Source organism: Klebsiella sp. WP8-S18-ESBL-06 (assembly GCF_014169755.1).
In the GTDB taxonomy this organism is placed as follows: Bacteria; Pseudomonadota; Gammaproteobacteria; order Enterobacterales; family Enterobacteriaceae; genus Kluyvera; species Kluyvera ascorbata_B.
The window spans coordinates 1567993-1590678 of the sequence record NZ_AP022256.1; the positions used below are offsets into that span (position 1 = coordinate 1567993).

Here is a 22686-nt window from a genome sequence, read left to right on the forward strand (position 1 = left end):
GGGTTAGTATTTCCCGAAACACGCACAGTAAAGGGAAATAACGATGACACGTTACGAAAGTTTGTTACTGAATAATGGAAATGTTTCGCCAGAAGATTATGTAACTTGTTCCGGTATTAATGAAAATCATGAAGCTTATTTTGGTGCAGTAGCACCGCCAATCATCCAGACCAGCCTATTTGTGCAGGCTAACTATCAGCAGTATTGTGATGATATGCAGCAAGAAACCCGGCGTTACATTTATAGCCGTGGTCTGAATCCCACCGTGCAGATGGCAGAGGAAAGGCTGGCTCGGCTGGAAGGTGGAGAAAGCGCACGCTGTTTTGCATCTGGAATGGGGGCCATTAGCGCGGTGATTATCGGCCATTTAAATCATGGCGATCACATTTTACTGGTCAATCAAGTCTATGGGCCTGCCGTGGAGCTGGTGAAAGCGCTAGCGCATAAATACGGTATTCAATTTGATGTTGTACCGGATGGTGACGTGGCGCTTATTGCGCAAAAAATTAAGCCCAACACGCGCATGATTTACACGGAGTCGCCGGGCACCATGACCATGAAGGTGGTAGATTTACGTGCGATAGCCAGCCTGGCGTCTCACCATGGCATTATCACGGCTATTGACAACACCTGGCCGACGCCGCTGTACCAGAAGCCGTTGAGCCTTGGCTTTGATATTGTGATTCATTCCTGTACCAAATACCTTGCCGGGCACAGCGATATTCTGGCCGGGGCGGTGATTACTTGCGCTGAGTTGATGGAACCAATCCGCGATTTTTCCCATCAGCTATTAGGCGGCGTGTTGGCGCCATTCAGCGCGTGGCTGTTATTGCGGGGATTACGAACTTTACCGATCCGCATGCAGGCGCATCAGCAAAATGCCATTGCCGTGCTCGAGTGGCTGAACCGTCGTGATGATGTGGAAAATATTCGCCATCCATGGCTGGCATCGCCGCAGGAAAAAGAGATTATTCGGCGTCAGATGAGCGGATTTTCCGGGCTCTTTAGCTTCGAGTTAAAACACGCGGATTTTCATGATGTGAAGCGCTTTATTGATGCCTGCAGGGTATTTAAAGTGGGGTGTAGCTGGGGTGGCTATGAAAGTCTGATTATTTCGCCCAATCGTGGATATAACCAGGCTGCGCTGGATGAGTCGGGTATCTCTCGGGGACTTATTCGTCTTTCCATCGGTCAGGAGCCGGTGTCGATATTAATTAACGATCTCGATAATGCTTTTAAGGCATTAAGGATGCCAATATGATTATTCGGCAGCCTTCGTTTCCTTCGGCATTAATTATTTTATTCATCATTTTTATATTTTTTCTCGCCGGCGTTGGTATTTTGGGTTATCCGGTTGAGTTTGTATTAATAATGGTGACGCTTACGACCGCTGGCTACGCGTATTTTTATGGTGCGCGTTGGAAGGATATTGTTTCACTGTTTATGGAGAAAATTAAAGATGCCGTTCCAGCTATGCTGATTCTGTTGTCAATTGGTATGCTGATTGGCTGCTGGATTGTATCAGGCACCATTCCGCTGATGGTGCTGTACGGGCTGGACATGGTGAGTCCCCATTATCTCTATTTGACGGCTTTTCTGGTAACGGTATGCATTTCCCTGTTTACCGGCACCTCCTGGGGAACGGCGGGGACGATCGGTGTGGCGCTGATTGCGGTTTCGTCTGCGATGAACGTTTCCCTGGCGGTAACCGCGGGGGCCATTATCTCCGGTTCCTATTTTGGCGATAAGCTCTCGCCGTTATCGGATACCACCAATATGGCCGCAATGGCGGCAGGCGTAGAACTGTGGCAAAGCATTCGCAATATGATGTATACGTCGCTGCCAGCGTTTATTTTTGCCTGCGCAGGCTTCTGGTGGGTGGGGCAGGATTTAGCGCCGTTGAACGAACAGATCGACAATATCAGCGTGATGCGGGAGGCATTGCAGCAACTGTTCTGGCTTAATCCCCTCTGCTTGCTGCCGGCTTTGTTGGTTTTCGTGGGGGCATTGCGGAAGTGGGACACCACGGTGGTTCTGGTCGCTTCTTCATTTTTTGCACTTCTCCTGGGGGGCATTTTCCAGCCAGTGAGTTGGCCTGATATGGTGCAAGCGGCCATTAATGGATTTAAAAACAGCATGCTTACGCCATTTTCCACGATTGCCCGCGATCCCGACGTTGCAACAAATCTTACTGTTTTACTCAACCGTGGCGGCATTTATTCCATGGTCAGCCCCATTGTGGTCATGTTATGCGCATTTTTGTTCGCCTCCGCGCTGGAGGCATCAGGAGGGCTTAATGTGGTACTACAGCGACTTGTGAAGAAGTTGAGTTCCGTTACGCGCGTCATCCTGGCAACGCTCTTCTCAAGCACACTGCTAGTGGCTTGTACGGGCAACGCGGTGATTAGCTTTTTTCTGGTCAAAAGTATGTATGACCCCTGCTATGATCGGCACAAGCTGCATCGGGTCAACATGTCACGGGCTATGGAGTCGGGGGCGACCTTGCTGGAAGGTCTTTTCCCGTGGACGATTTCCGGCATGTTTATGGCAAAAACGTTGGGCGTGGCGACGCTGGACTATCTTCCGTGGACATTTTTTAATTTGAGCTGTTTTGCGCTGGCGCTGATGTATGCGTTTTTGGCAAGATGGAGTCGTTTTGGGACACGCTACGTTGAGTAACCCATGTTTTCGGGCCTGGACAGTATCATCCAGGTCTGTTCCTCCAGCCGATAGACCCAATCATCGTAATCTTTGCCGTTCAGCCGATAGGCTTTTGTCAGCACCTGCGTGCGGATAAAACCGTGCTTTTCCAGTAGCCTTGCTGAAGCTTGATTATCGCCAAGTACCCAGGCATTAATGGCCCATAGGCCAAGCTGTTGAAAGCCATAATCGCATATTTCACCGAGTGCCTCGCTGGCAAATCCTTTGCCCTGCGCCTCTGGCAGTAGCGCGTAGCCAACATCCGCCTCATGGGGGTTTTTACTGCTGATTTGCAGCCCTATATCGCCAAGCGGCGTACCGTTTTCATCGCGGATAACAAAGATCGCGGGGGAATTGCAGCGTCGGGAAAAAATTGCACCTATCGCCGCTTCGTCCAGTACTTCCCCCATAAACTGCATGACCTTATGGTTTTGTCGCAGCTGAAGAAAGAAGGGCCAGTCGCTTTTATTAAACGGAGAAAGTCGTAGTCGCCGGGTGGTGAGGATTGCCATTTTCCTATGCCATTAAGCCAAATCTGAGGCTGTACTCTAGCACCGGAAGAGAGGGATTGGCACGGAATTAGCCACTGAAGGCGGTCTTGTGTTCCAGATGCTGGAAATAGTGCAGTACCGTTTTGCTCTCCTGAGAGGCGCGAAGCTGTAGTGCCAGGTTGAGGCTATCCAGCGTGCGGGCATGGGCAACCATCGGCGAAGTCTCAGCGATGCGGCCCTCAGTTACCAGCCATTGCACGACTGTCTGCCAGCGCCAGAGTGGGGAGTTACCCTTTACGCGCTGAATGGGCGCAGGAAACTGACCACCACCGCGAGCCCCGTCTTTAAGCAGTGAAATTGCCTGCCGGGAAACGCCGGTGAGTTCGGCAATGTCGCTAAGCCCAACCAGGGTTGAATCAACCGATTCGACCCGCGCATTGAGCAAGGGGGCGGATTCAATATCTCGAATAGCAGAAAGAATAGCCTGCTCTAATGTGTCACTTTCCCGGTCGAAATCAAGATAGACCGCCGTCCCGTAAAAGCAGATCAGGGCATCATCGCAATGCGCATGATAAAGCGCATCTTCAAGATTTGGCGTGCTGCGGCTGACGCCTGAAAGCGTCAGCGTGAAGTTAAATAATGGCATTTTGTTTCTCCCTTGTTCTACGAATTTCTGGGCTGACAGCTCTCGACCATGCGCATGATTTGCCGCGCGTGATGTAGCGGAACGGCAGGTGTCGACCATATGCTCATCATATGATCGCGGTGCTCGGCCGTACCGCACTGCAAAACGGCCAAAACAGTGGGCACTTTTACCGCCAGCGATAAACAACCAGCCGTGCTTTAGCGCGTAATCAATGGCCGCCCTGATATGTTTATCTGGATGTTCCTTCATCAGTGGTTCCCGCAGAGTATTGATATTTTGTTGACGAATGTCAACGGTAAGCTGATGCAAAAATGCGCATTGGCCTGTTATGACAAAGCCAGAGGTAACGCGTTGGAATCGGCTTCACGTTTGTATCAGAGGGAGATGCGTTCGATGGCCGAAATGCGTGGCGAATTCCAGAAGTGGGGGAAGGGCGGTGATAGCCGGGCGCCATCACCGTCGTATGAAAACTTAATGGGCGAGAATATCGCCCAGCGCTTCGTCCAAATCGTACCAGCGAAACGCGAACCCGGCGGCCTCCAGCCGTTTGGGGAGCGCGCGCTGACCGCCCAGCACCAGCACCGAGGATTCGCCCATCAGCAGGCGTATAACGGTAGCGGGAACGCGAAGAATTGCCGGGCGATTCAGTGCCTGACCAAGGGCATGAGAAAATTGCTCGTTGCGCACCGGGTAAGGTGAAACCATGTTGAAAGGCCCGCGTAAATCGTTATCCAGCAGCCAGAGAATACCGTTGACCATATCGTCGATATGGATCCACGCCAGATATTGCCTGCCGCTACCTATCGGGCCGCCGAGGCCGAGCTTAAATGGCGGCACCATTTTGCCAAGAATACCGCCTTTTGGGGCCAGAACAACGCCGGTGCGCAGCAGGCATACGCGGGTACGCTCGCTCTGCGCGCTGCTGGCAATTTGTTCCCAGCGGGCGCACAGCTTGTGGGTGAATTCGTTGTGCGGCGGCTCTTCTTCGGTGACCACCACTTCGCCAAGATCGCCGTAGTAGCCGGTTGCTGAACCGGAAATCAGCACCGAGGGTGGCGTCTGGCTAGCCTGAATGAGATCGCTGATGCGCTGGGTGATGGCCCAACGGCTATCGCATAATTTCTGCTTTTGTGCCGCGGTCCAGCGTTTGTCGGCAATGGGCTCACCGGCGAGGTTAATCACCGCGTCAATGCCGTCGAGGCTGGACGGCTTCTCAAGCCCTGGCCAGATCTCAACGCGAGCATCAAGCATTTGCCGGGCTTTATCCGCAGAGCGGGTCACCACGCAAACCGCGTGGCCGAGCGCCAGTAAACGCGGAATTAAATGGCGGCCGATCAGCCCGGTGCCGCCGGTTAGCAGAATTTTCATGCCACCTCCCACAGGGAGCGCTTAGCGTTGCCAGCTCAGGGTGATGGATACTGAATCGGCATAGCGCAGCGCGTGAAGTTTATCGATCTCCACTTCAGCATAAGTGACCCAGTGATGTTCGCGTGCGATATCGAGCACATCCTGCGTTAATTTTTCCAGTAAAGAGAAACGGTTATTTTCAACGTGGCGAATGATGTTTTTGGTAATGGTGCGGTAGTTCAGCGCATCGTTGATATCTTCGCTGCTGCGCGACTTGTCCGCCGGGTAGCGAATTTCCACGTTGATAACGATGTCCTGGCGGTTGGCGATCTCTTCTTCCTTAATGCCGATGAAGGTACGCAGGCGCAGGTTTTTGATGCGAATGACAGCGTCGGATTGAGACATTGCAGGTGTTCTCCTTAATTTTTGTTTTCCAGTGCATCATACACTAAAGCATCTTTATCGCGGCAGGGTCTGGCGCGCGTTCAGTTCGTGCGCCAGTTCAACAAACGCGCGTAGCGCCGGTAGCACATGTCGGTGTCCCGGATAATAAAGGCGCAGGCCGCCAAAGGTTGGGCACCACTCATCCAAAACGCTGATAAGTTTGCCGCTGTGGAGTTCGTCCTGAATAAACCATTCTGAAATAAACGCCAGCCCCAGTCCAGCCAGCGCGGCACGGTGAATGGCCTGCATTTCGCTGACGGTAATCCGCGCTGGAATATTGACGGTAAATTTCTGCTGATGGCGCTCCAGTTCCCAGTGGTAAACACCGCCGTGGGACATGCGCATACCGATGCTCTGATGCTGCTGGAGATCGTCTGGCGAGACGGGCGTACCGTGGCGTTTGAAGTAGTCCGGTGAGCCGACAATCAGCATGCGCGCATCCGGCGTCAGTGCGACGGCAATCATATCCTGCGGGACGGACTCGGCAAGGCGGATACCCGCGTCAAATCCCTCTGACACGATGTCGATAAGCCGTGACTCGGTGGTGATATCCAGGCGCATCTGCGGGTAGCGTTGCAGATAAGTATCAAACAGTTGGAACAGCAGTGAAACGCATTCGCGCGGCGCGTTGATGCGCAGCGTCCCCGTCGGGTTTCCCGGTTCGGCGGCAATCTCCTCGGCGGCGCGTTGTATTTCCGCCAGGGCCGGAGCGATGCGCGCCACGTAGCGCTGGCCCTGTTCCGTGAGCGCCACGCTGCGGGTGGTGCGGTTAAAAAGCCGGACGTTAAGCCGCGATTCCAGCCCGGCAACGGCATTGCTGACGGCGGTCGCCGACATCCCTAACTCGCGCGCCGCGGCGCGAAAGCTCTGCTGGCGGGTGACGGCAAGGACGATTTCAAGTTCGGTAAGGCCGCTGCGGTGCATGATTGTTCCGATTTTCGTGACAGGTCGTCCATATTATACCCTCTTATCGTTACGATGCGCGGCTCCTATACTCCACGGCATCCCACGATGAGAGGACCGAATCATGCTGCACATCAACCAGATTTACATCAACGGCGAGTTTGTTACCCCACACGGTAGTGAGCTTTTTGAGCTGTTTAACCCTGCAACCGAAACCGTGATTGGCGAGGTGCGACTGGCGGATGAAGAGGACACCCTGCGCGCTATTGCCGCTGCGAAAGCCGCGTTCCCGGCCTGGTCGCAGACGACCCGTGAAGAGCGTATTGTGGTGCTGGAGAGAATGTACCTGGCCGTACAGGCGCGAGAAGCCGATCTGCTGGAAGCGCTGGTCACCGAGTACGGTGCGCCATCGGTACGTGCACACTGGATGGTGTCCTGGCCGGCTCAGACGATTCGCTGCGCCATCGATGCGCTTAAGCAATTTAGCTTCGAAGAACAGGTTGGCCGCGCCAAAGTAGTGATGACGCCGGTCGGTGTCGCCGGGCTGATTACGCCGTGGAACAGCAATGCCGGTTTTATCTGCAATAAGCTGGCGACCGCGATGGCTTCCGGCTGTACCGCGGTTATCAAACCGAGCGAAATGAGCGCCTGGCAGACGCAGATTGTGACTGAGGCTCTGCACGCCGCGCATATTCCAGCGGGCGTGTTTAACATTGTCACCGGGCGGGGAGACGTGGTGGGGGAAACGATCAATCACCATCCGGACATCGCCAAAATCTCCTTTACCGGCTCGACGGCGGTGGGCAAACACATTGTGGAAAGCGGTGCCCGCACGCTTAAGCGCGTCACGCTGGAACTGGGCGGCAAATCGCCGACCGTGATCCTCGATGATGTGGATGTGAAGGTGGCGGTACATCTGGCGCTGGAAGCTGGGTTTATGAATAGCGGGCAGGCGTGCATCGCCGGGACGCGTATTTTGGTTCCCGCCTCCCGTCAGGCTGAGTTTGAGCAGGCATTTATCGAGGCGATGACCGGGTTCACCACCGGCGACCCGCGTGATAGTAAGACCGTGATTGGCCCGATGGTCAGCCAGAAACAGTGGCTGCGGGTGCAGGGCTATATTCAGTTAGGTCAGCAGGAGGGCGCGCGGATTCTGGTTGGTGGCGAAGGGCGCGTCGCGGGACAGCAAAAAGGCTGGTACGTGAAGCCGACCATTTTCACCGATGTGAACAACCAGATGCGTATTGCCCGCGAAGAGATCTTTGGGCCGGTGCTGGTACTGATCCCTTATCGCGACGAGGCACAAGCGCTGACGATTGCCAACGATACCGAGTATGGCCTGAACGCGATGGTATTAAGCGGCTCACGGGAACGAGGCGAGGCGCTGGCGCTGCGGATTGAATCCGGCCGCGTGATGGTCAATACCCTTGAGCATGAACCGCTGGCGCCGTTTGGCGGCATGAAGCAGTCAGGGCTGGGCCGCGAGATGGGAAAATGGGGCATGCAGGCCTATCTTGAGCCGAAAACGCTGGTGGTCGGCTGATTGCAAAATCCTCATGTTGCGGACAAGTGACATCACCTGCCAGACAGGCTATGTTGACAGCTATGTTGGATGGACGCGTTCTGCGTCCATCGTTCGTGCATCTCCTGCCCGTGATTGAGGACGCTATGAGCCAGCCTGTGATAACGCTTTGGTCTGATTCCGATTTTTTCTCACCCTACGTGATGTCCGTCTACGTTGCCCTGCAGGAGAAGGGGCTGGCGTTTACGCTAAAGACCGTTAACCTTGACCTCGGCGAGCACCTCCAGCCGGGCTGGCGCGGCTATTCGGCGACCCGCCGCGTGCCGCTGCTTGAGCTTGAAGGGTTTGAGCTCAGCGAATCCTCCGCCATTACCGAATTCCTTGATGAACGCTTCGCGCCGCCGCAGTGGGAGCGTTTGTACCCTCACGATCTGCAAAAACGCGCCCGTGCACGACAGATCCAGGCGTGGTTACGCAGCGACCTGATGCCGATACGCGAAGAACGTCCGACGTCGGTTATCTTTGCCGGTGAGAAAAAAGCGCCGCTGACGGACGCAGGACGCAAAAGCGCAGCTAAACTGTTTGACACCGCCAGTGCGCTGCTTGCCCACGGGCGTCCTAATCTGTTTGGCGAGTGGTGTCTGGCCGATACTGACCTGGCGCTGATGCTCAACCGTCTGGTGTTCAACGGCGACGATGTGCCGGAGGCGCTGGCGGATTACGCTGCCTTCCAGTGGCAGAGGGCGTCGGTACAGCGCTATGTTGCGCTCTCGGCCAAACGCGCAGGCTGAAAAAAACGAGAGAATCCATTATGATAACAGGGTTATCATCGTGGGAGATTTGATTAATGAAGCTGATGTTTGCATCGGATATTCACGGCTCGCTACCGGCCGCTGAGAAAGTGCTGGCCCGCTTTCACGAGAGCGGTGCACGCTGGTTGGTTATTTTGGGCGATGTACTCAATCACGGGCCGCGCAACGCCTTACCCGATGGCTATGCGCCCGCGCAGGTTGCCGAGCGGCTCAATAGCGTTGCGGAGCGGATTATTGCCGTGCGCGGTAACTGCGATAGCGAAGTTGATCAGATGCTGCTGCAGTTTCCCCTTAGCGCGCCGTGGCAGCAGGTTCTTACCGAACATCAGCGTCTGTTTTTGACCCACGGGCATCTTTATCACCCCGGCAACCTGCCGCCGCTGGCAGCCGGTGATGTGTTTGTTTTTGGACATACGCATCTGCCGGTGGCAGAAAAGCATGAACAGATATTCTTATTTAACCCCGGTTCGGTTAGCATTCCCAAGGGCGGTTTCGCTGCCAGCTATGGGCTGCTTGATGGTCATAAATTGCACGTTTTGACACTCAATGATCAACAGGTTATTGCAGAGGTTGCTATTAACCCGTAAGTTACCCATCAATCATAAAACGCGCCATAAAGAGCGCTTTCAAGGTAAGGTTTTCGGATGGTCGAGCAGAATCATTTGGCAAGCACGGAATGGGTCGATATTGTCAACGAGGACAATGAGGTCATCGCGCAGGCGAGCCGTGAACAGATGCGCGCGCAGTGCCTGCGTCACCGGGCAACCTATATCGTCGTGCATGATGGTATGGGCAAAATTCTGGTGCAACGCCGCACCGAAACAAAAGACTACCAGCCGGGTATGCTGGACGCCACCGCTGGGGGTGTTGTTCAGGCTGATGAAACGCTGCTGGACTCAGCCCGCCGCGAGGCAGAAGAAGAATTAGGCATTGCTGGCGTACCGTTCGCCGATCACGGGCAGTTCTACTTTGAAGATAAAAACTGTCGCGTCTGGGGAAGCCTGTTTAGCTGCGTCTCCCACGGGCCGTTTGCCCTGCAGGAAGAAGAAGTCAGCGGCGTACGCTGGATGACGCCGGAAGAGATCACCGCGCGTTGCGATGAGTTTACCGATGACTCGCTGAAGGCGCTGGCGCTGTGGATGACCCGCAACGCAAACAACGAAACCCATGCAGAGGAAGACGCAGACGACGAATAATGTCGCTCTGCTACAGATATAAAAAATCCGGAACGGTTTCCCGCTTCCGGATTTTTTTTGCCCTAAACCGTCCGCGAACGGGCGGCAGAAGGATTAGCCCTGCTGTGAAGACTGAATCGCGGTCAGAGCGATGGTGTAGACGATATCGTCTACCAGCGCGCCACGGGACAGGTCGTTCACCGGCTTGCGCATACCCTGCAGCATCGGCCCGATGGAGATCAGGTCGGCAGAACGCTGTACCGCTTTGTAGGTGGTGTTACCGGTGTTCAGATCCGGGAAAATGAACACGGTAGCGCGACCGGCAACCGGAGAGTTCGGCGCTTTGGATTTCGCAACGTCAGCCATAACGGCAGCATCGTACTGCAGCGGGCCGTCGATCATCAGGTCAGGACGTTTTTCCTGTGCCAGACGAGTCGCTTCACGTACTTTCTCTACGTCGCTACCTGCACCAGAGGTACCGGTGGAGTAGGACAGCATCGCCACGCGCGGTTCGATACCGAAAGCAATCGCGGATTCAGCGGACTGAATAGCGATTTCTGCCAGCTGCTCTGCAGTTGGATCCGGGTTGATCGCGCAGTCACCGTAAACGTAAACCTGTTCCGGCAGCAGCATGAAGAACACGGAGGACACCAGAGAGCTGCCCGGCGCGGTTTTGATCAGCTGCAGCGGCGGACGAATGGTGTTCGCCGTAGTGTGAACGGCACCTGAAACCAGACCGTCAACGTCGTCCTGTTCCAGCATCAGGGTACCGAGAACCACGTTGTCTTCCAGCTGTTCGCGGGCAACGGTTTCGGTCATGCCTTTGTTCTTACGCAGTTCGACCAGGCGAGCCACGTAGCTTTCGCGAACCACTTCCGGGTCAACGATTTCGACGCCAGCGCCCAGTTCAACGCCCTGAGACGCCGCAACGCGGTTGATTTCATCCGGGTTACCCAGCAGTACGCAGGTGGCGATACCACGTTCGGCACAGATGGCAGCGGCTTTAACGGTACGCGGTTCGTCGCCTTCCGGCAGAACAACGCGTTTGCCTGCTTTACGCGCCAGCTCGGTCAGCTGGTAGCGGAATGCCGGCGGAGACAGACGACGGCTGTGTTCAGAGGTCGCGGTCAGGGAATCAATCCATTCTGGATTGATAAAGTTAGCCACGTATTCCTGAACTTTCTCGATGCGCTCGCGGTCATCAACCGGAACTTCCAGGTTGAAGCTCTGCAGGCTCAGAGAGGTCTGCCAGGTGTTGGTGTTCACCATGAATACCGGCAGGCCGGTAGCGAATGCACGTTCGCACAGCTTGCTGATGCGCGGATCCATGTCGTAGCCGCCGGTCAGCAGCAGGGCACCGATTTCTACGCCGTTCATGGCGGCCAGGCAGGCGGCAACCAGCACGTCCGGACGGTCTGCGGAGGTCACCAGCAGGGAACCTGCACGGAAGTGTTCCAGCATGTGCGGAATGCTACGTGCACAGAAGGTGACGGATTTCACGCGGCGGGTGTTGATGTCGCCTTCGTTAATCACGGTCGCGTTCAGGTGGCGTGCCATGTCGATAGCGCGGGTGGCGATCAGATCGAAGCTCCACGGTACCGCGCCCAGGATTGGCATTGCGCTGGTGCTTTTCAGCTGTTCAGCGTCGATTTTAACGACCTGCGCTTTGGAAGAGTCGTCAAAAATTTCAGACAGATCCGGACGAGTACGGCCCTGTTCATCAACCGGTGCGTTCAGTTTGTTAACGATGACGCCGGTGATGTTGGTGTTTTTCGCGCCGCCGAAGCTGTTGCGAGTCAGTTCAATGCGCTCGTTCAGCTGCTCTGGGGTGTCGGTACCCTGAGACATCACGAAGACGATTTCTGCGTTCAGCGTTTTGGCGATTTCGTAGTTCAGAGACTGCGCGAACTGGTGCTTACGGGTCGGGACCAGGCCTTCAACCAGAACCACTTCTGCATCTTTGGTGTTCGCGTGGTAGTTAGCGATGATCTCTTCCATCAGCACATCTTTCTGATTGCTGGAGAGCAGGGCTTCTACGTGGCTCATCTTCAGCGGTTCAGCTGCCGTGGTGGTAGATGAGTTAGCGCGAACGATAGTGGTCGTCTGGTCAGGTGCATCGCCACCGGTGCGCGGCTGAGCGATTGGCTTAAAGACGCTCAGACGAACGCCTTTGCGTTCCATAGCACGGATAACGCCAAGGCTGACGCTGGTCAGGCCGACGCTGGTTCCGGTAGGGATCAGCATAATAATACGGGACACGGTTTATCCTCTTTCGTTTACCGCCGGTTTTGGGCGGGATACAAAACAGCACCGCCAGCTAGGCTGGCGGTGTGATATCAGGCAGTCAGACGGTTGGCGTCTTGTGCAATGACCAGCTCTTCGTTGGTCGGGATAACGATGGCAGGACGGGTGCCTTCTTTGTTGATGAAGCCAGACTTGCCGAAACGCGCAGCCAGGTTACGTTCGTGATCAACTTCGAAGCCCAGAACGCCCAGTTTACCCAGGGACAGTTCGCGCACCATTGCAGCGTTTTCACCGATGCCGCCGGTGAAGATAACGGCGTCCAGACGACCTTCCATCAGCGCAGTGTAAGAGCCGATGTATTTCGCCAGACGGTGGCAGTAAACGTCCATTGCACGTTTAGCGTCCGCTTTTTCTTTGTAGTTATCTTCTACATAACGGCAGTCGCTGGTGACTTCGGTCAGACCCAGCAGACCGGACTCTTTGGTCAGCATCTTGTTGATCTGGTCGATGCTCATACCCAGCGTGTCGTGCAGGTGGAAGATGATAGCCGGGTCGATGTCGCCAGAGCGGGTACCCATCACCAGACCTTCCAGCGGGGTCAGACCCATAGAGGTATCGACGCATACGCCATTGCGGATAGCAGAAACAGAACCACCGTTGCCCAGGTGGCAGGTGATGATGTTCAGTTCTTCAACCGGCTTGTTCAGAACCTTAGCGGCTTCCTGAGTAACATAGAAGTGGCTGGTGCCGTGCGCGCCATAGCGACGGATGCCGTGTTCTTTGTACAGGCTGTACGGCAGAGCGTACAGGTAGGATTCTTCCGGCATGGTCTGGTGGAACGCGGTATCGAATACGGCAACGTTCTTGTCTTTCAGCTGCGGGAAGGATTTCAGCGCTTCGGCGATACCGATCAGGTGAGCCGGGTTGTGCAGCGGCGCGAAAGAGGCAGAGTCTTTGATGCCCTGGATAACGGATTCGTCGATCACAACGGAGCTGGTGTACTTCTCGCCGCCGTGTACGATACGGTGGCCGATCGCGGTCAGCTGAGCAGACAGTTCTGGTTTTTGTGCCAGAATTGTATTAACGATGAAGTTCAGCGCTTCACTGTGAGCGGCGCCTGCACCTAAAGCCGCTTCTTGTTTACCGCCGTCCATTTTCCACTTGATACGTGCTTCTGGAAGATGGAAACATTCGGCTAAACCAGAGAGGTACTCTTCACCGTTGACTGCATCGATGATGGCAAATTTCAGTGAGGAGCTACCGCAGTTCAGAACCAGTACTAACTTACTCGACATGGAAGTACCTATTTATGATACGTGGCTAAAAAAACGTCAATGAGTCATAAAGCGTAGCGCAGGATGACACCGACATTTATGATTAACATCATGCCCGGAACAGTTTTCAGGCATGATCTAAGAAATACATATTGATTCTAAGCCATTTTGCATAATTTTCAGCCAATGGCAGAATATGCGATAATTTGATATGCCGGAGGGGATAGAATCTGGCTATCTCAGGCTGGCACAGGATACCCGATCGTCGGGTGGATGCCAAAATTTTTTGAACGATGTCATACGCAGTTGTTGTTTTAAAAAATATTTTAAATTTTATACGTGAAGTTGAGGTAAGCCATGTCGACTCCCGAGCAACGCCCGGTCAGTTTTTTCAGTTTGTTTAGCCGGGGGCAGCACTATGCAAAGACGTGGCCGCTGGAAAAACGTCTTGCGCCGGTGTTTGTTGAGAACCGTGTGATTCGCGCGACGCGCCATGCGATCCGTTTCATGCCGCCGCTGGCCATATTTACGCTCTGCTGGCAAATCGCGCTCGGCGGTCAGCTCGGCCCGGCGGTAGCGACCGCGCTGTTCGCCCTCAGCCTGCCGATGCAGGGTCTGTGGTGGTTAGGCAAGCGTTCCGTGACGCCGCTGCCGCCGTCAACGCTGCAGTGGTTCTACGAAGTGCGCGGCAAATTACAGGAAGCCGGGCAGGCGCTGTCGCCGGTCGAAGGTAAGCCGGATTACCAGGCGCTGGCTGACACGCTTAAGCGCGCCTTCAAACAACTGGATAAAACTTTCCTCGATGATTTGTAATTGATAGCGAAAAACGCATATAAAAGAAGACACAAACTTTGTGTCTTTTTTTTTGCCGCAACGCGCAACAGGAGTCGAAAAATGGAAATGACCCATGCTCAACGTCTGATTTTGTCTAATCAGTACAAAATGATGACTATGCTTGATCCCGACAACGCTGAGCGCTACCGCCGCCTGCAAACCATTATTGAACGTGGTTATGGATTGCAGATGCGTGAACTGGACAGGGAATTCGGGGAGCTCAAAGAAGAGACCTGCCGCATCGTTATCGACATTATGGAAATGTACCACGCGCTGCACGTTTCCTGGACCAACCTGAAAGATGCCGACACCATTGATGAACGCCGCGTGACCTTCCTGGGCTTTGACGCCGCGACCGAAGCGCGTTTCCTTGGCTATGTGCGCTTTATGGTGAACGTGGAAGGCCGCTATACCCACTTTGATGCCGGCACCCACGGTTTCAACGCCCAGACGCCGATGTGGGACAAATACCAGCGTATGCTGAACGTCTGGCACGGTTGCCCGCGCCAGTATCACCTGAGCAGCAACGAAATTAATCAGATCATCAATGCCTGATGGAGGCCGCCGTGCAGTGTAAGGGGTTCCTGTTTGATTTAGACGGTACGCTGGTAGATTCACTGGCGGTGGTGGAACGTTCCTGGCGTTTCTGGGCCGAAAGCTACGGCGTCAGTCCTGACGCGGTGCTGGATTTTATCCATGGCAAGCAGGCCATCACCACGCTACGTCACTTTATGCCGGGTAAATCGGAAGCGGAAATTCAGGCGGAATTCCTGCGTCTTGAGCAGATAGAAGCCACCGATCTTGACGGTATCAGCGCGCTGCCCGGCGCGCTGGCGCTGCTGAACCAGCTCGATGCGCAGCATATTCCATGGGCGATTGTCACTTCCGGATCGATTCCGGTGGCACATGCTCGCCATCGTGCGGCCGGTCTGCCGATGCCGGCGGTGTTTGTCACCGCCGAGCAGGTGAAGCGGGGTAAGCCGCAGCCCGATGCCTACCTGCTGGGTGCCGAGCGACTGGGGCTGGCGCCGCAGAGCTGTCTGGTGGTTGAAGATGCGCCTGCGGGGGTACAGTCTGGCCTGGCTGCAGGCTGTCGCGTGGCGGCGGTGAACGTACCCGCCGGAACGCCGGAACTGCGGCAGGTTGACTTTGTGCTATCGACGCTGGCGTCGCTTCGTGTGGAAAAACTGCCGAGCGGGTTGGTCAACGTCTCGCAGAATGCATGATCTTATGATTTAGCCCCACGTTGCTGGGGCTTTTTTCTGTCACTATGGTTAACGGCTTTTTACTTGAACAACTTACCGCTTATTTGATGACAAGGATGTGCTGTGAACGGTGAACTGATTTGGGTGCTCTGTCTGCTGGCGATTGCGGTGGTGCTTTTTGCTACCGGCAAGGTGCGCATGGATGCGATCGCGCTGGGCATTATCGTGGCTTTCGTGCTCAGCGGCACGCTTAGCCTTAGCGAAGCCTTTTCTGGTTTTAGCGACCCTAACGTTATTTTGATTGCCGCGCTGTTTATTATCGGAGACGGCCTGGTCCGCACCGGGGTTGCAACCAAGATGGGCTCCTGGCTGGTGCAGGTGGCGGGCAACAGCGAAACCAAAATGCTGGTATTTCTGATGCTGACCGTCGCCGGACTCGGGGCATTTATGAGTTCGACCGGCGTTGTCGCTATCTTTATTCCGGTGGTGCTAAGCGTTTCGGCGCGCATGAATATCTCGCCATCGCGGCTGATGATGCCGCTGAGTTTTGCCGGTCTTATCAGCGGCATGATGACGCTGGTGGCCACGCCGCCAAACCTGGTTATCAACAGTGAGCTTATTCGCGAAGGGCTGGAGGGCTTTGGCTTCTTCAGCGTCACGCCGATAGGCCTGGTAGTGCTGGTGTTCGGTATCCTCTATATGCTGGTGATGCGCTTTATGCTCAAGGGTGACGACAACAGCCAGCCGCGTGATGGGCGCAAGCGCAGCACCTTCCGTGATTTAATCAAAGAATACCGGTTAACCGGTCGCGCCCGTCGGCTGGCCATTCGCCCCGGTTCGCCGATGATCGGCCAGCGTCTGGACGATATGAAGCTGCGCGAGCGCTACGGTGCTAACATTATCGGGGTCGAGCGCTGGCGGCGTTTCCGCCGGGTGATCGTCAATGTTAACGGGGTATCGGAATTCCGCGCCCGCGACGTGCTGTTGATTGACATGTCCGCCGCCGAAATCGACCTGCGTCAGTTCTGTTCCGAGCAAATGCTGGAGCCGATGGTGCTGCGCGGCGAGTATTTCTCCGATCAGGCGCTGGACGTGGGGATGGCAGAAGTCTCGCTTATCCCGGAGTCTGAGCTGATTGGCAAAACCATTCGTGAGATGGGCTTCCGTACCCGCTACGGCCTCAACGTGGTAGGCATGAAGCGCGACGGCGAGGCGCTGGACGGCTCGGTGGTCGATGAATCCCTGCAGCCGGGCGATATCGTTCTGGTGGTGGGAAACTGGAAGCAGATAAGCCATCTGGCGCAAAACGGTCGTGACTTCGTCGTGCTTAACCTGCCGGTTGAAGTCAGCGATGCTTCACCCGCCCACAGCCAGGCCCCGCACGCGGTTTTCTGCCTGGTGTTGATGGTGGCGCTGATGCTGACCGACGAAATACCTAACCCGATTGCGGCGATTATAGCCTGCCTGCTGATGGGCAAATTCCGCTGCATTGATGCTCAAAGCGCCTATAAATCGATTCACTGGCCGAGCATCATTTTGATCGTCGGCATGATGCCGTTTGCGCTGGCGCTGCAAAAAACCGGCGGCGTTGATCTGGTGGTGAAAGGGCTGATGGATATCGGCGGCGGGCAGGGGCCTTACCTGATGCTGGGCTGTCTGTTTGTGATGTGCGCCGCGATTGGCCTGTTTATCTCTAACACCGCGACCGCGGTCCTGATGGCGCCGATTGCGCTGGCAACGGCGAAATCGATGGGCGTCTCGCCGTATCCGTTTGCGATGATCGTCGCCATGGCCGCTTCGGCGGCCTTTATGACGCCGGTTTCATCGCCGGTGAATACGCTGGTTCTGGGACCGGGGAAATACAGCTTCAGCGACTTCGTCAAAATAGGCGTGCCGTTTACCGTGCTGGTGATGATTATCTGCGTCGTGCTGGTGCCGATTCTGTTCCCGTTCTGACGATTTTCGCAGGGGCAGGCGCGCAATGCCGGATGGCGGCGTAAACGCCTTATCCGGCCTACGGTTCACTTCCTGTAGGCCGGATAAGCGCAGCGCCATCCGGAGGCGTTACAGCGGTGAATCCTGACTTATTTCATCCAGCGAAAGATGGAAGCTTGGCACGAACACCGCCATAAAGTAGTCCATCTCTTCGCTGCGCCGTGAAGCCAGCGTTTTCTCCAGACGACCTTTGGCCAGCAGAAATTCATTGTTGCCGGCCGACAGCTCTTCCAGACACTTCAGATAAGCGCACAGCGCATCGGCCTGCTTGACGATTGCTTTCTCTTCGTCGCTGCTTTGATGCTCATCGATCATCGGCGCAAAAATATCGCGCAGCTCCTCCGGCACCATTTCAATCAGCTTCTGCTGGGCAATTTTTTCTATCGCCTTGTACTCCTGGGCAATCTGCGAATTGAAGTACTTCACCGGCGTAGGAAGATCGCCGGTCAACACTTCAGAAGCGTCGTGGTACATCGCCAGCAGGGCAATACGTTCTGCGTTGACCTGGCCGTTAAATTTGCGATTTTTAATGGCGGCAAGCGCATGGGCGACCATTGCGACCTGGAGGCTGTGTTCAGAGACGTTTTCGGTGCGCACGTTGCGCATCAGCGGCCAGCGATTAATTAACTTCAGGCGGGAAAGGTGGGCAAAAAAATGACTCTGATTCATAGCGACCCTTACGCAGTAACTGTGGTAAAGGCATTGTGCGCAGAGATGGCCGTCGGATGCAAATGCCGACGGCCTGGACACGATTACAGCTGGTGATAACCCGACAGGAAGCGGCCAAAGCGGGTGATGGCCATTTCCAGATCGTCTTCACGCGGCAGGGTAACGATACGCACGTGATCCGGCCACGGCCAGTTGAAGGCGGTGCCCTGAACCAGCAGCACTTTCTCCTGGAGCAGGAAGTCCAGCACCATGCGCTGATCGTCGTGGATATTAAAACGTTTCGCGTCTATTTTCGGGAACATATACAGCGCGCCCTGCGGTTTGACGCAGGAAACGCCCGGGATCTCGTTGATCAGCTCCCATGCGCGGTTGCGCTGTTCGTACAGACGCCCGCCGGGCGTAATAAACTCGCTGATGCTTTGATAGCCACCGAGCGCGGTCTGGATGGCGTGCTGCGCCGGAACGTTGGCGCACAGGCGCATTGAAGCCAACATTTCCAGCCCTTCAATATAGCCTTTGGCGTGTTTCTTCGGCCCGTTCAGCACCATCCAGCCCTGACGGAAGCCAGCGACGCGGTAGGTTTTGGACAGGCCGTTAAAGGTCACGGTCAGCAGATCCGGCGCCAGCGCGGCGATCGAATGGTGCTGCGCGGCGTCATACAGGATCTTGTCGTAGATTTCGTCGGCAAAGATGATCAGGTTGTGCTCACGGGCAATTTCCACGATCTCCATCAGCAGCTCTTTCGAGTACACCGCGCCGGTCGGGTTGTTCGGGTTGATGATCACGATACCGCGGGTGCGCGGCGTGATTTTGGCCCGGATATCGTCGAGATCCGGGAACCAGTCGGCGGACTCGTCGCACAGATAGTGCACCGCTTTACCGCTGGATAACGACACCGCCGCTGTCCACAGCGGGTAGTCGGGAGCCGGCACCAGCATTTCATCACCGCTGTTGAGCAGCGCCTGCATGGCCTGCACGATAAGCTCGGAAACGCCGTTGCCAATGTAAATATCTTCTACCGTCACGTCGCGCATGCCGCGCGCCTGGTAGTGCTGCATGATCGCTTTACGCGCGGAGTAAAGGCCTTTGGAGTCGCAGTAGCCCTGCGCCGTCGGCAGGTTGCGGATCACGTCGACCAGAATTTCATCCGGCGCGTCAAACCCGAAAGGAGCCGGGTTGCCGATATTCAGTTTAAGAACCTTGTTGCCTTCTTCTTCAAGGCGTTTGGCCTCTTTAAGAACCGGGCCACGAATGTCGTAACAAACGTTGTCTAACTTGCTGGATTTTTCGATGGGGGACATGAATCTTTGACCTTTTTAGCTGTTATCGCCACTCCCTGCCGTGGAAGTCAGCACCGAACAATGTACTCCCCATCCCCGTCGTTTTGAAGGGTTAGCAGTAGAAGATTTTGTTCATTCCTTGATGCCGGGACAATGTTTTTTACTAAGGAATGACGTGTCTCTTTGTGCGATCTTTTGTTAATTTATTGCTTTGCAGTTCAATCTACCGCTATCTGGTCTAGGTGTGGTGTTTACGTCTGATAAAAAAGAAATGATTTAGCTTAAGATTCATTTGCCTGGATATACTTTAATCATCCTTCAACGATTTTAATTTTAAATAAAATCTCAGCAAATAAGGATTAGGGAAGGTGCGAATAAGCAGGTCATTTCTTCCCAAGCTGACTCGCTGATTAAAATTTCGCGGATCTGGGCCGATTTTTTTCCCGCAAACAATCGAATCAGCCTATTTAGGCTATTTTTTCCACCATTTCTGGCGTTATTTCCGGTTTTTACTGAGATCTCTCCCACTGACGTATCATTTGGTCCACCCGAAACAGGTTGGCCAGGGTGAATAACATCGCCAGTTGGTTATCGTTTTTCAGCAGCCCCTTGTATCTGGCTTTCACGAAGCCGAACTGCCGCTTGATGATGCGAAACGGGTGCTCCACCTTGGCACGGATGCTGGCTTTCATGTATTCGATGTTGATGGCCGTTTTGTTCTTGCGCGGATGCTGCTTCAAGGTTTTTACCCTGCCGGGACGCTCGGCGATCAGCCAGTCCACATCCACCTCGGCCAGCTCCTCGCGCTGTGGCGCTCCTTGGTAGCCGGCATCGGCTGAGACAAATTGCTCCTCTCCATGAAGCAGATTACCCAGCTGATTGAGGTCATGCTCGTTGGCCGCGGTGGTGACTAGGCTGTGGGTCAGGCCACTCTTGGCATCGACACCAATGTGGGCCTTCATGCCAAAGTGCCACTGATTGCCTTTCTTGGTCTGATGCATCTCCGGATCGCGTTGCTGCTCTTTGTTCTTGGTAGAGCTGGGTGCCTCAATGATGGTGGCATCCACCAAAGTGCCTTGGGTCATCATGACGCCTGCTTCGGCCAGCCAGCGATTGATGGTCTTGAACAATTGACGGGCCAGTTGATGCTGCTCGAGCAGGTGGCGGAAATTCATGATGGTGGTGCGATCCGGCAGGGCGCTATCCAGGGATAATCGGGCAAACAGGCGCATGGAGGCGATTTCGTACAGGGCATCTTCCATGGCACCGTCGCTCAGGTTGTACCAATGCTGCATGCAGTGAATACGCAGCATGGTCTCCAGCGGATAGGGCCGTCGGCCATTGCCCGCCTTGGGATAAAACGGCTCGATGACAGCGGTCATATTCTGCCATGGCAGAATATGCTCCATGCGGGAGAGGAAAATCTCTTTTCGGGTCTGACGGCGCTTAGTGCTGAATTCACTATCGGCGAAGGTGAGTTGATGGCTCATGATGTCCCTCTGGGATGCGCTCCGGATGAATATGATGATCTCATATCAGGAACTTGTTCGCACCTTCCTTAGGCATGATACCCATTTTTGTGAAGCTGATGTTAATGGTGACTCTTCGCAAAGATTAATATTTTTTTATATTTTGAAAAGTAATGAATGTGATTTGTTAGGGAAGGTGCGAATAAGCAGGTCATTTCTTCCAAAGCTGACTCGCTGATTAAAATTTCGCGGATCTGGGCCGATTTTTTTCCCGCAAACACATCGAATCAGCCTATTTAGGCTATTTTTTCCGCCATTTCTGGCGTTATTTCCGGTTTTTAGTGAGATCTCTCCCACTGACGTATCATTTGGTCCACCCGAAACAGGTTGGCCAGGGTGAATAACATCGCCAGTTGGTTATCATTTTTCAGCAGCCCCTTGTATCTGGCTTTCACGAAGCCGAACTGCCGCTTGATGATGCGAAACGGGTGCTCCACCTTGGCACGGATGCTGGCTTTCATGTATTCGATGTTGATGGCCGTTTTGTTCTTGCGCGGATGCTGCTTCAAGGTTTTTACCTTGCCGGGACGCTCGGCGATCAGCCAGTCCACATCCACCTCGGCCAGCTCCTCGCGCTGTGGCGCTCCTTGGTAGCCGGCATCGGCTGAGACAAATTGCTCCTCTCCATGAAGCAGATTACTCAGCTGATTGAGGTCATGCTCGTTGGCCGCGGTGGTGACTAGGCTGTGGGTCAGGCCACTCTTGGCATCGACACCAATGTGGGCCTTCATGCCAAAGTGCCACTGATTGCCTTTCTTGGTCTGATGCATCTCCGGATCGCGTTGCTGCTCTTTGTTCTTGGTAGAGCTGGGTGCCTCAATGATGGTGGCATCCACCAAAGTGCCTTGGGTCATCATGACGCCTGCTTCGGCCAGCCAGCGATTGATGGTCTTGAACAATTGACGGGCCAGTTGATGCTGCTCGAGCAGGTGGCGGAAATTCATGATGGTGGTGCGATCCGGCAGGGCGCTATCCAGGGATAATCGGGCAAACAGGCGCATGGAGGCGATTTCGTACAGGGCATCTTCCATGGCACCGTCGCTCAGGTTGTACCAATGCTGCATGCAGTGAATACGCAGCATGGTCTCCAGCGGATAGGGCCGTCGGCCATTGCCCGCCTTGGGATAAAACGGCTCGATGACAGCGGTCATATTCTGCCATGGCAGAATATGCTCCATGCGGGAGAGGAAAATCTCTTTTCGGGTCTGACGGCGCTTAGTGCTGAATTCACTATCGGCGAAGGTGAGTTGATGGCTCATGATGTCCCTCTGGGATGCGCTCCGGATGAACATGATGATCTCATATCAGGAACTTGTTCGCACCTTCCTTAGATTTCTTAAATTGTTTTGATTCTAAACCTTTTTCAGTTTGAGATACGGCTTATTAAGGCTTATAAATCTTATGGATTTCGGTTAATATGTTGAGGTCAGTAAGAGCCCTATGAGTTAGTTTCACTGATGATTATCATTATAGGTTTTATAACTCAATGTTATTCATCATATTTATTAGCTTCTTTTAAAACGTACAGCAATCCCTCTGAAGCATAATCGCGAAGTCGCTTCCTACAACTTCTTACGCGAGGCCTCACCCAGGGAGAACCCGATAAATAGCGACAT

At 54.5% G+C, this 22686-nt stretch carries 21 protein-coding genes and 1 pseudogene; 10 read left to right on the plus strand and 12 right to left on the minus strand.

Annotation, left to right across the window (positions count from 1 at the left end; translation table 11 throughout):
- Nucleotides 1-43: 43 nt before the first annotated feature.
- Together H7R76_RS07465 and nhaC are read left to right on the plus strand one after the other, a co-directional pair.
- Nucleotides 44-1261 (plus strand): trans-sulfuration enzyme family protein, encoded by a 1218-nt coding sequence (locus tag H7R76_RS07465; protein WP_106924256.1) that lies wholly within the window; start codon nucleotides 44-46, stop codon nucleotides 1259-1261.
- The gene (gene nhaC / locus H7R76_RS07470) at nucleotides 1258-2679 is read left to right on the plus strand and encodes a Na+/H+ antiporter NhaC (RefSeq protein WP_182967387.1); all 1422 of its coding nucleotides are present in this window, start codon (nucleotides 1258-1260) and stop codon (nucleotides 2677-2679) included. The genes H7R76_RS07465 and nhaC overlap by 4 nt, the downstream gene beginning before the upstream one ends.
- Here the strand turns inward: nhaC and H7R76_RS07475 are convergent.
- From H7R76_RS07475 to H7R76_RS07500, 6 genes and pseudogenes are all read right to left on the minus strand, one after another.
- The gene (locus H7R76_RS07475) at nucleotides 2667-3212 is read right to left on the minus strand and encodes a GNAT family N-acetyltransferase (RefSeq protein WP_182930246.1); all 546 of its coding nucleotides are present in this window, start codon (nucleotides 3210-3212) and stop codon (nucleotides 2667-2669) included. The two genes, nhaC and H7R76_RS07475, sit on opposite strands and share 13 nt — an antisense overlap.
- Before the next feature lie 67 nt (nucleotides 3213-3279).
- Nucleotides 3280-3837 carry a helix-turn-helix transcriptional regulator gene (locus tag H7R76_RS07480; RefSeq protein WP_182967389.1) on the minus strand — a complete coding sequence of 186 codons (558 nt, stop codon included), beginning with the start codon at nucleotides 3835-3837 and terminating at the stop codon, nucleotides 3280-3282.
- Between the two features lie 17 nt (nucleotides 3838-3854).
- Nucleotides 3855-4086, minus strand: a pseudogene (locus tag H7R76_RS07485) (hypothetical protein).
- A gap of 222 nt (nucleotides 4087-4308) precedes the next feature.
- Nucleotides 4309-5205 (minus strand): TIGR01777 family oxidoreductase, encoded by an 897-nt coding sequence (locus H7R76_RS07490; RefSeq protein WP_106924261.1) that lies wholly within the window; start codon nucleotides 5203-5205, stop codon nucleotides 4309-4311.
- A gap of 21 nt (nucleotides 5206-5226) precedes the next feature.
- Nucleotides 5227-5589, minus strand: a complete 363-nt coding sequence (folX, locus tag H7R76_RS07495; protein WP_106924262.1) for a dihydroneopterin triphosphate 2'-epimerase — start codon at nucleotides 5587-5589, stop codon at nucleotides 5227-5229.
- A 54-nt stretch (nucleotides 5590-5643) separates the two neighbouring features.
- Nucleotides 5644-6552, minus strand: coding sequence for a LysR family transcriptional regulator (locus H7R76_RS07500; RefSeq protein WP_182930248.1), 909 nt, complete (start codon nucleotides 6550-6552; stop codon nucleotides 5644-5646).
- Nucleotides 6553-6655: 103 nt separating this feature from the next.
- Between H7R76_RS07500 and H7R76_RS07505 the strand changes: the two genes are divergently transcribed.
- From H7R76_RS07505 to yfcD, 4 genes are all read left to right on the plus strand, one after another.
- Nucleotides 6656-8074, plus strand: coding sequence for an aldehyde dehydrogenase family protein (locus tag H7R76_RS07505; RefSeq protein ID WP_182967390.1), 1419 nt, complete (start codon nucleotides 6656-6658; stop codon nucleotides 8072-8074).
- 125 nt (nucleotides 8075-8199) lie between these two features.
- Complete coding sequence (gene yfcF / locus H7R76_RS07510; protein WP_106924264.1) at nucleotides 8200-8844, plus strand: glutathione transferase; 645 nt, start codon at nucleotides 8200-8202, stop codon at nucleotides 8842-8844.
- Between the two features lie 56 nt (nucleotides 8845-8900).
- Nucleotides 8901-9452 (plus strand): phosphodiesterase, encoded by a 552-nt coding sequence (gene yfcE, locus H7R76_RS07515; protein WP_106924265.1) that lies wholly within the window; start codon nucleotides 8901-8903, stop codon nucleotides 9450-9452.
- A gap of 57 nt (nucleotides 9453-9509) precedes the next feature.
- The gene (yfcD, locus tag H7R76_RS07520) at nucleotides 9510-10061 is read left to right on the plus strand and encodes an NUDIX hydrolase YfcD (protein WP_106924266.1); all 552 of its coding nucleotides are present in this window, start codon (nucleotides 9510-9512) and stop codon (nucleotides 10059-10061) included.
- Nucleotides 10062-10154: 93 nt separating this feature from the next.
- Here yfcD and pta read toward each other — a convergent pair whose 3' ends face one another.
- The gene (pta, locus tag H7R76_RS07525; RefSeq protein WP_106924267.1) at nucleotides 10155-12299 is read right to left on the minus strand and encodes a phosphate acetyltransferase; all 2145 of its coding nucleotides are present in this window, start codon (nucleotides 12297-12299) and stop codon (nucleotides 10155-10157) included.
- Between the two features lie 77 nt (nucleotides 12300-12376).
- Entirely contained in the window at nucleotides 12377-13579 is a 1203-nt protein-coding gene (gene ackA / locus H7R76_RS07530; protein WP_182930252.1) for an acetate kinase, read from the minus strand.
- A 336-nt stretch (nucleotides 13580-13915) separates the two neighbouring features.
- On the opposite strand from ackA, the gene yfbV reads away from it, so the two are divergent.
- From yfbV to H7R76_RS07550, 4 genes are all read left to right on the plus strand, one after another.
- Complete coding sequence (gene yfbV / locus H7R76_RS07535) at nucleotides 13916-14371, plus strand: terminus macrodomain insulation protein YfbV (protein ID WP_106924269.1); 456 nt, start codon at nucleotides 13916-13918, stop codon at nucleotides 14369-14371.
- An 81-nt stretch (nucleotides 14372-14452) separates the two neighbouring features.
- A complete protein-coding gene (locus H7R76_RS07540) occupies nucleotides 14453-14947 on the plus strand; it encodes a YfbU family protein (RefSeq protein ID WP_035892491.1) in 495 nt (164 codons plus the stop codon).
- An 11-nt stretch (nucleotides 14948-14958) separates the two neighbouring features.
- The gene (locus tag H7R76_RS07545) at nucleotides 14959-15618 is read left to right on the plus strand and encodes a sugar phosphatase (protein WP_182930253.1); all 660 of its coding nucleotides are present in this window, start codon (nucleotides 14959-14961) and stop codon (nucleotides 15616-15618) included.
- A 102-nt stretch (nucleotides 15619-15720) separates the two neighbouring features.
- Nucleotides 15721-17553, plus strand: a complete 1833-nt coding sequence (locus H7R76_RS07550) for an SLC13 family permease (RefSeq protein WP_182967392.1) — start codon at nucleotides 15721-15723, stop codon at nucleotides 17551-17553.
- A gap of 108 nt (nucleotides 17554-17661) precedes the next feature.
- Here H7R76_RS07550 and yfbR read toward each other — a convergent pair whose 3' ends face one another.
- The 4 genes from yfbR to H7R76_RS07570 all read right to left on the minus strand — a co-directional run bounded on the left by yfbR (nucleotide 17662) and on the right by H7R76_RS07570 (nucleotide 22329).
- On the minus strand, nucleotides 17662-18261 hold the full coding sequence (yfbR, locus tag H7R76_RS07555) for a 5'-deoxynucleotidase (protein ID WP_182967394.1): 600 nt from the start codon (nucleotides 18259-18261) through the stop codon (nucleotides 17662-17664).
- Between the two features lie 83 nt (nucleotides 18262-18344).
- Nucleotides 18345-19562 carry an alanine transaminase AlaA gene (gene alaA, locus H7R76_RS07560; RefSeq protein ID WP_106924272.1) on the minus strand — a complete coding sequence of 406 codons (1218 nt, stop codon included), beginning with the start codon at nucleotides 19560-19562 and terminating at the stop codon, nucleotides 18345-18347.
- Nucleotides 19563-20050: 488 nt separating this feature from the next.
- A complete protein-coding gene (locus tag H7R76_RS07565) occupies nucleotides 20051-21031 on the minus strand; it encodes an IS5-like element ISKpn26 family transposase (RefSeq protein WP_068815383.1) in 981 nt (326 codons plus the stop codon).
- A gap of 317 nt (nucleotides 21032-21348) precedes the next feature.
- Complete coding sequence (locus H7R76_RS07570) at nucleotides 21349-22329, minus strand: IS5-like element ISKpn26 family transposase (protein ID WP_182930037.1); 981 nt, start codon at nucleotides 22327-22329, stop codon at nucleotides 21349-21351.
- Nucleotides 22330-22686: the final 357 nt, after the last annotated feature.

Excerpts from the sequence above, each read along its gene's own strand:
- H7R76_RS07465 (WP_106924256.1), top strand. The coding sequence starts at position 44 with ATGACACGTTACGAAAGTTTGTTACTGAATAATGGAAATGTTTCGCCA.
- nhaC (WP_182967387.1), top strand. The coding sequence starts at position 1,258 with ATGATTATTCGGCAGCCTTCGTTTCCTTCGGCATTAATTATTTTATTC.
- H7R76_RS07475 (WP_182930246.1), bottom strand. The coding sequence starts at position 3,212 with ATGGCAATCCTCACCACCCGGCGACTACGACTTTCTCCGTTTAATAAA.
- H7R76_RS07480 (WP_182967389.1), bottom strand. The coding sequence starts at position 3,837 with ATGCCATTATTTAACTTCACGCTGACGCTTTCAGGCGTCAGCCGCAGC.
- H7R76_RS07490 (WP_106924261.1), bottom strand. The coding sequence starts at position 5,205 with ATGAAAATTCTGCTAACCGGCGGCACCGGGCTGATCGGCCGCCATTTA.
- folX (WP_106924262.1), bottom strand. The coding sequence starts at position 5,589 with ATGTCTCAATCCGACGCTGTCATTCGCATCAAAAACCTGCGCCTGCGT.
- H7R76_RS07500 (WP_182930248.1), bottom strand. The coding sequence starts at position 6,552 with ATGCACCGCAGCGGCCTTACCGAACTTGAAATCGTCCTTGCCGTCACC.
- H7R76_RS07505 (WP_182967390.1), top strand. The coding sequence starts at position 6,656 with ATGCTGCACATCAACCAGATTTACATCAACGGCGAGTTTGTTACCCCA.
- yfcF (WP_106924264.1), top strand. The coding sequence starts at position 8,200 with ATGAGCCAGCCTGTGATAACGCTTTGGTCTGATTCCGATTTTTTCTCA.
- yfcE (WP_106924265.1), top strand. The coding sequence starts at position 8,901 with ATGAAGCTGATGTTTGCATCGGATATTCACGGCTCGCTACCGGCCGCT.
- yfcD (WP_106924266.1), top strand. The coding sequence starts at position 9,510 with ATGGTCGAGCAGAATCATTTGGCAAGCACGGAATGGGTCGATATTGTC.
- ackA (WP_182930252.1), bottom strand. The coding sequence starts at position 13,579 with ATGTCGAGTAAGTTAGTACTGGTTCTGAACTGCGGTAGCTCCTCACTG.
- yfbV (WP_106924269.1), top strand. The coding sequence starts at position 13,916 with ATGTCGACTCCCGAGCAACGCCCGGTCAGTTTTTTCAGTTTGTTTAGC.
- H7R76_RS07540 (WP_035892491.1), top strand. The coding sequence starts at position 14,453 with ATGGAAATGACCCATGCTCAACGTCTGATTTTGTCTAATCAGTACAAA.
- yfbR (WP_182967394.1), bottom strand. The coding sequence starts at position 18,261 with ATGAATCAGAGTCATTTTTTTGCCCACCTTTCCCGCCTGAAGTTAATT.
- alaA (WP_106924272.1), bottom strand. The coding sequence starts at position 19,562 with ATGTCCCCCATCGAAAAATCCAGCAAGTTAGACAACGTTTGTTACGAC.
- H7R76_RS07565 (WP_068815383.1), bottom strand. The coding sequence starts at position 21,031 with ATGAGCCATCAACTCACCTTCGCCGATAGTGAATTCAGCACTAAGCGC.
- H7R76_RS07570 (WP_182930037.1), bottom strand. The coding sequence starts at position 22,329 with ATGAGCCATCAACTCACCTTCGCCGATAGTGAATTCAGCACTAAGCGC.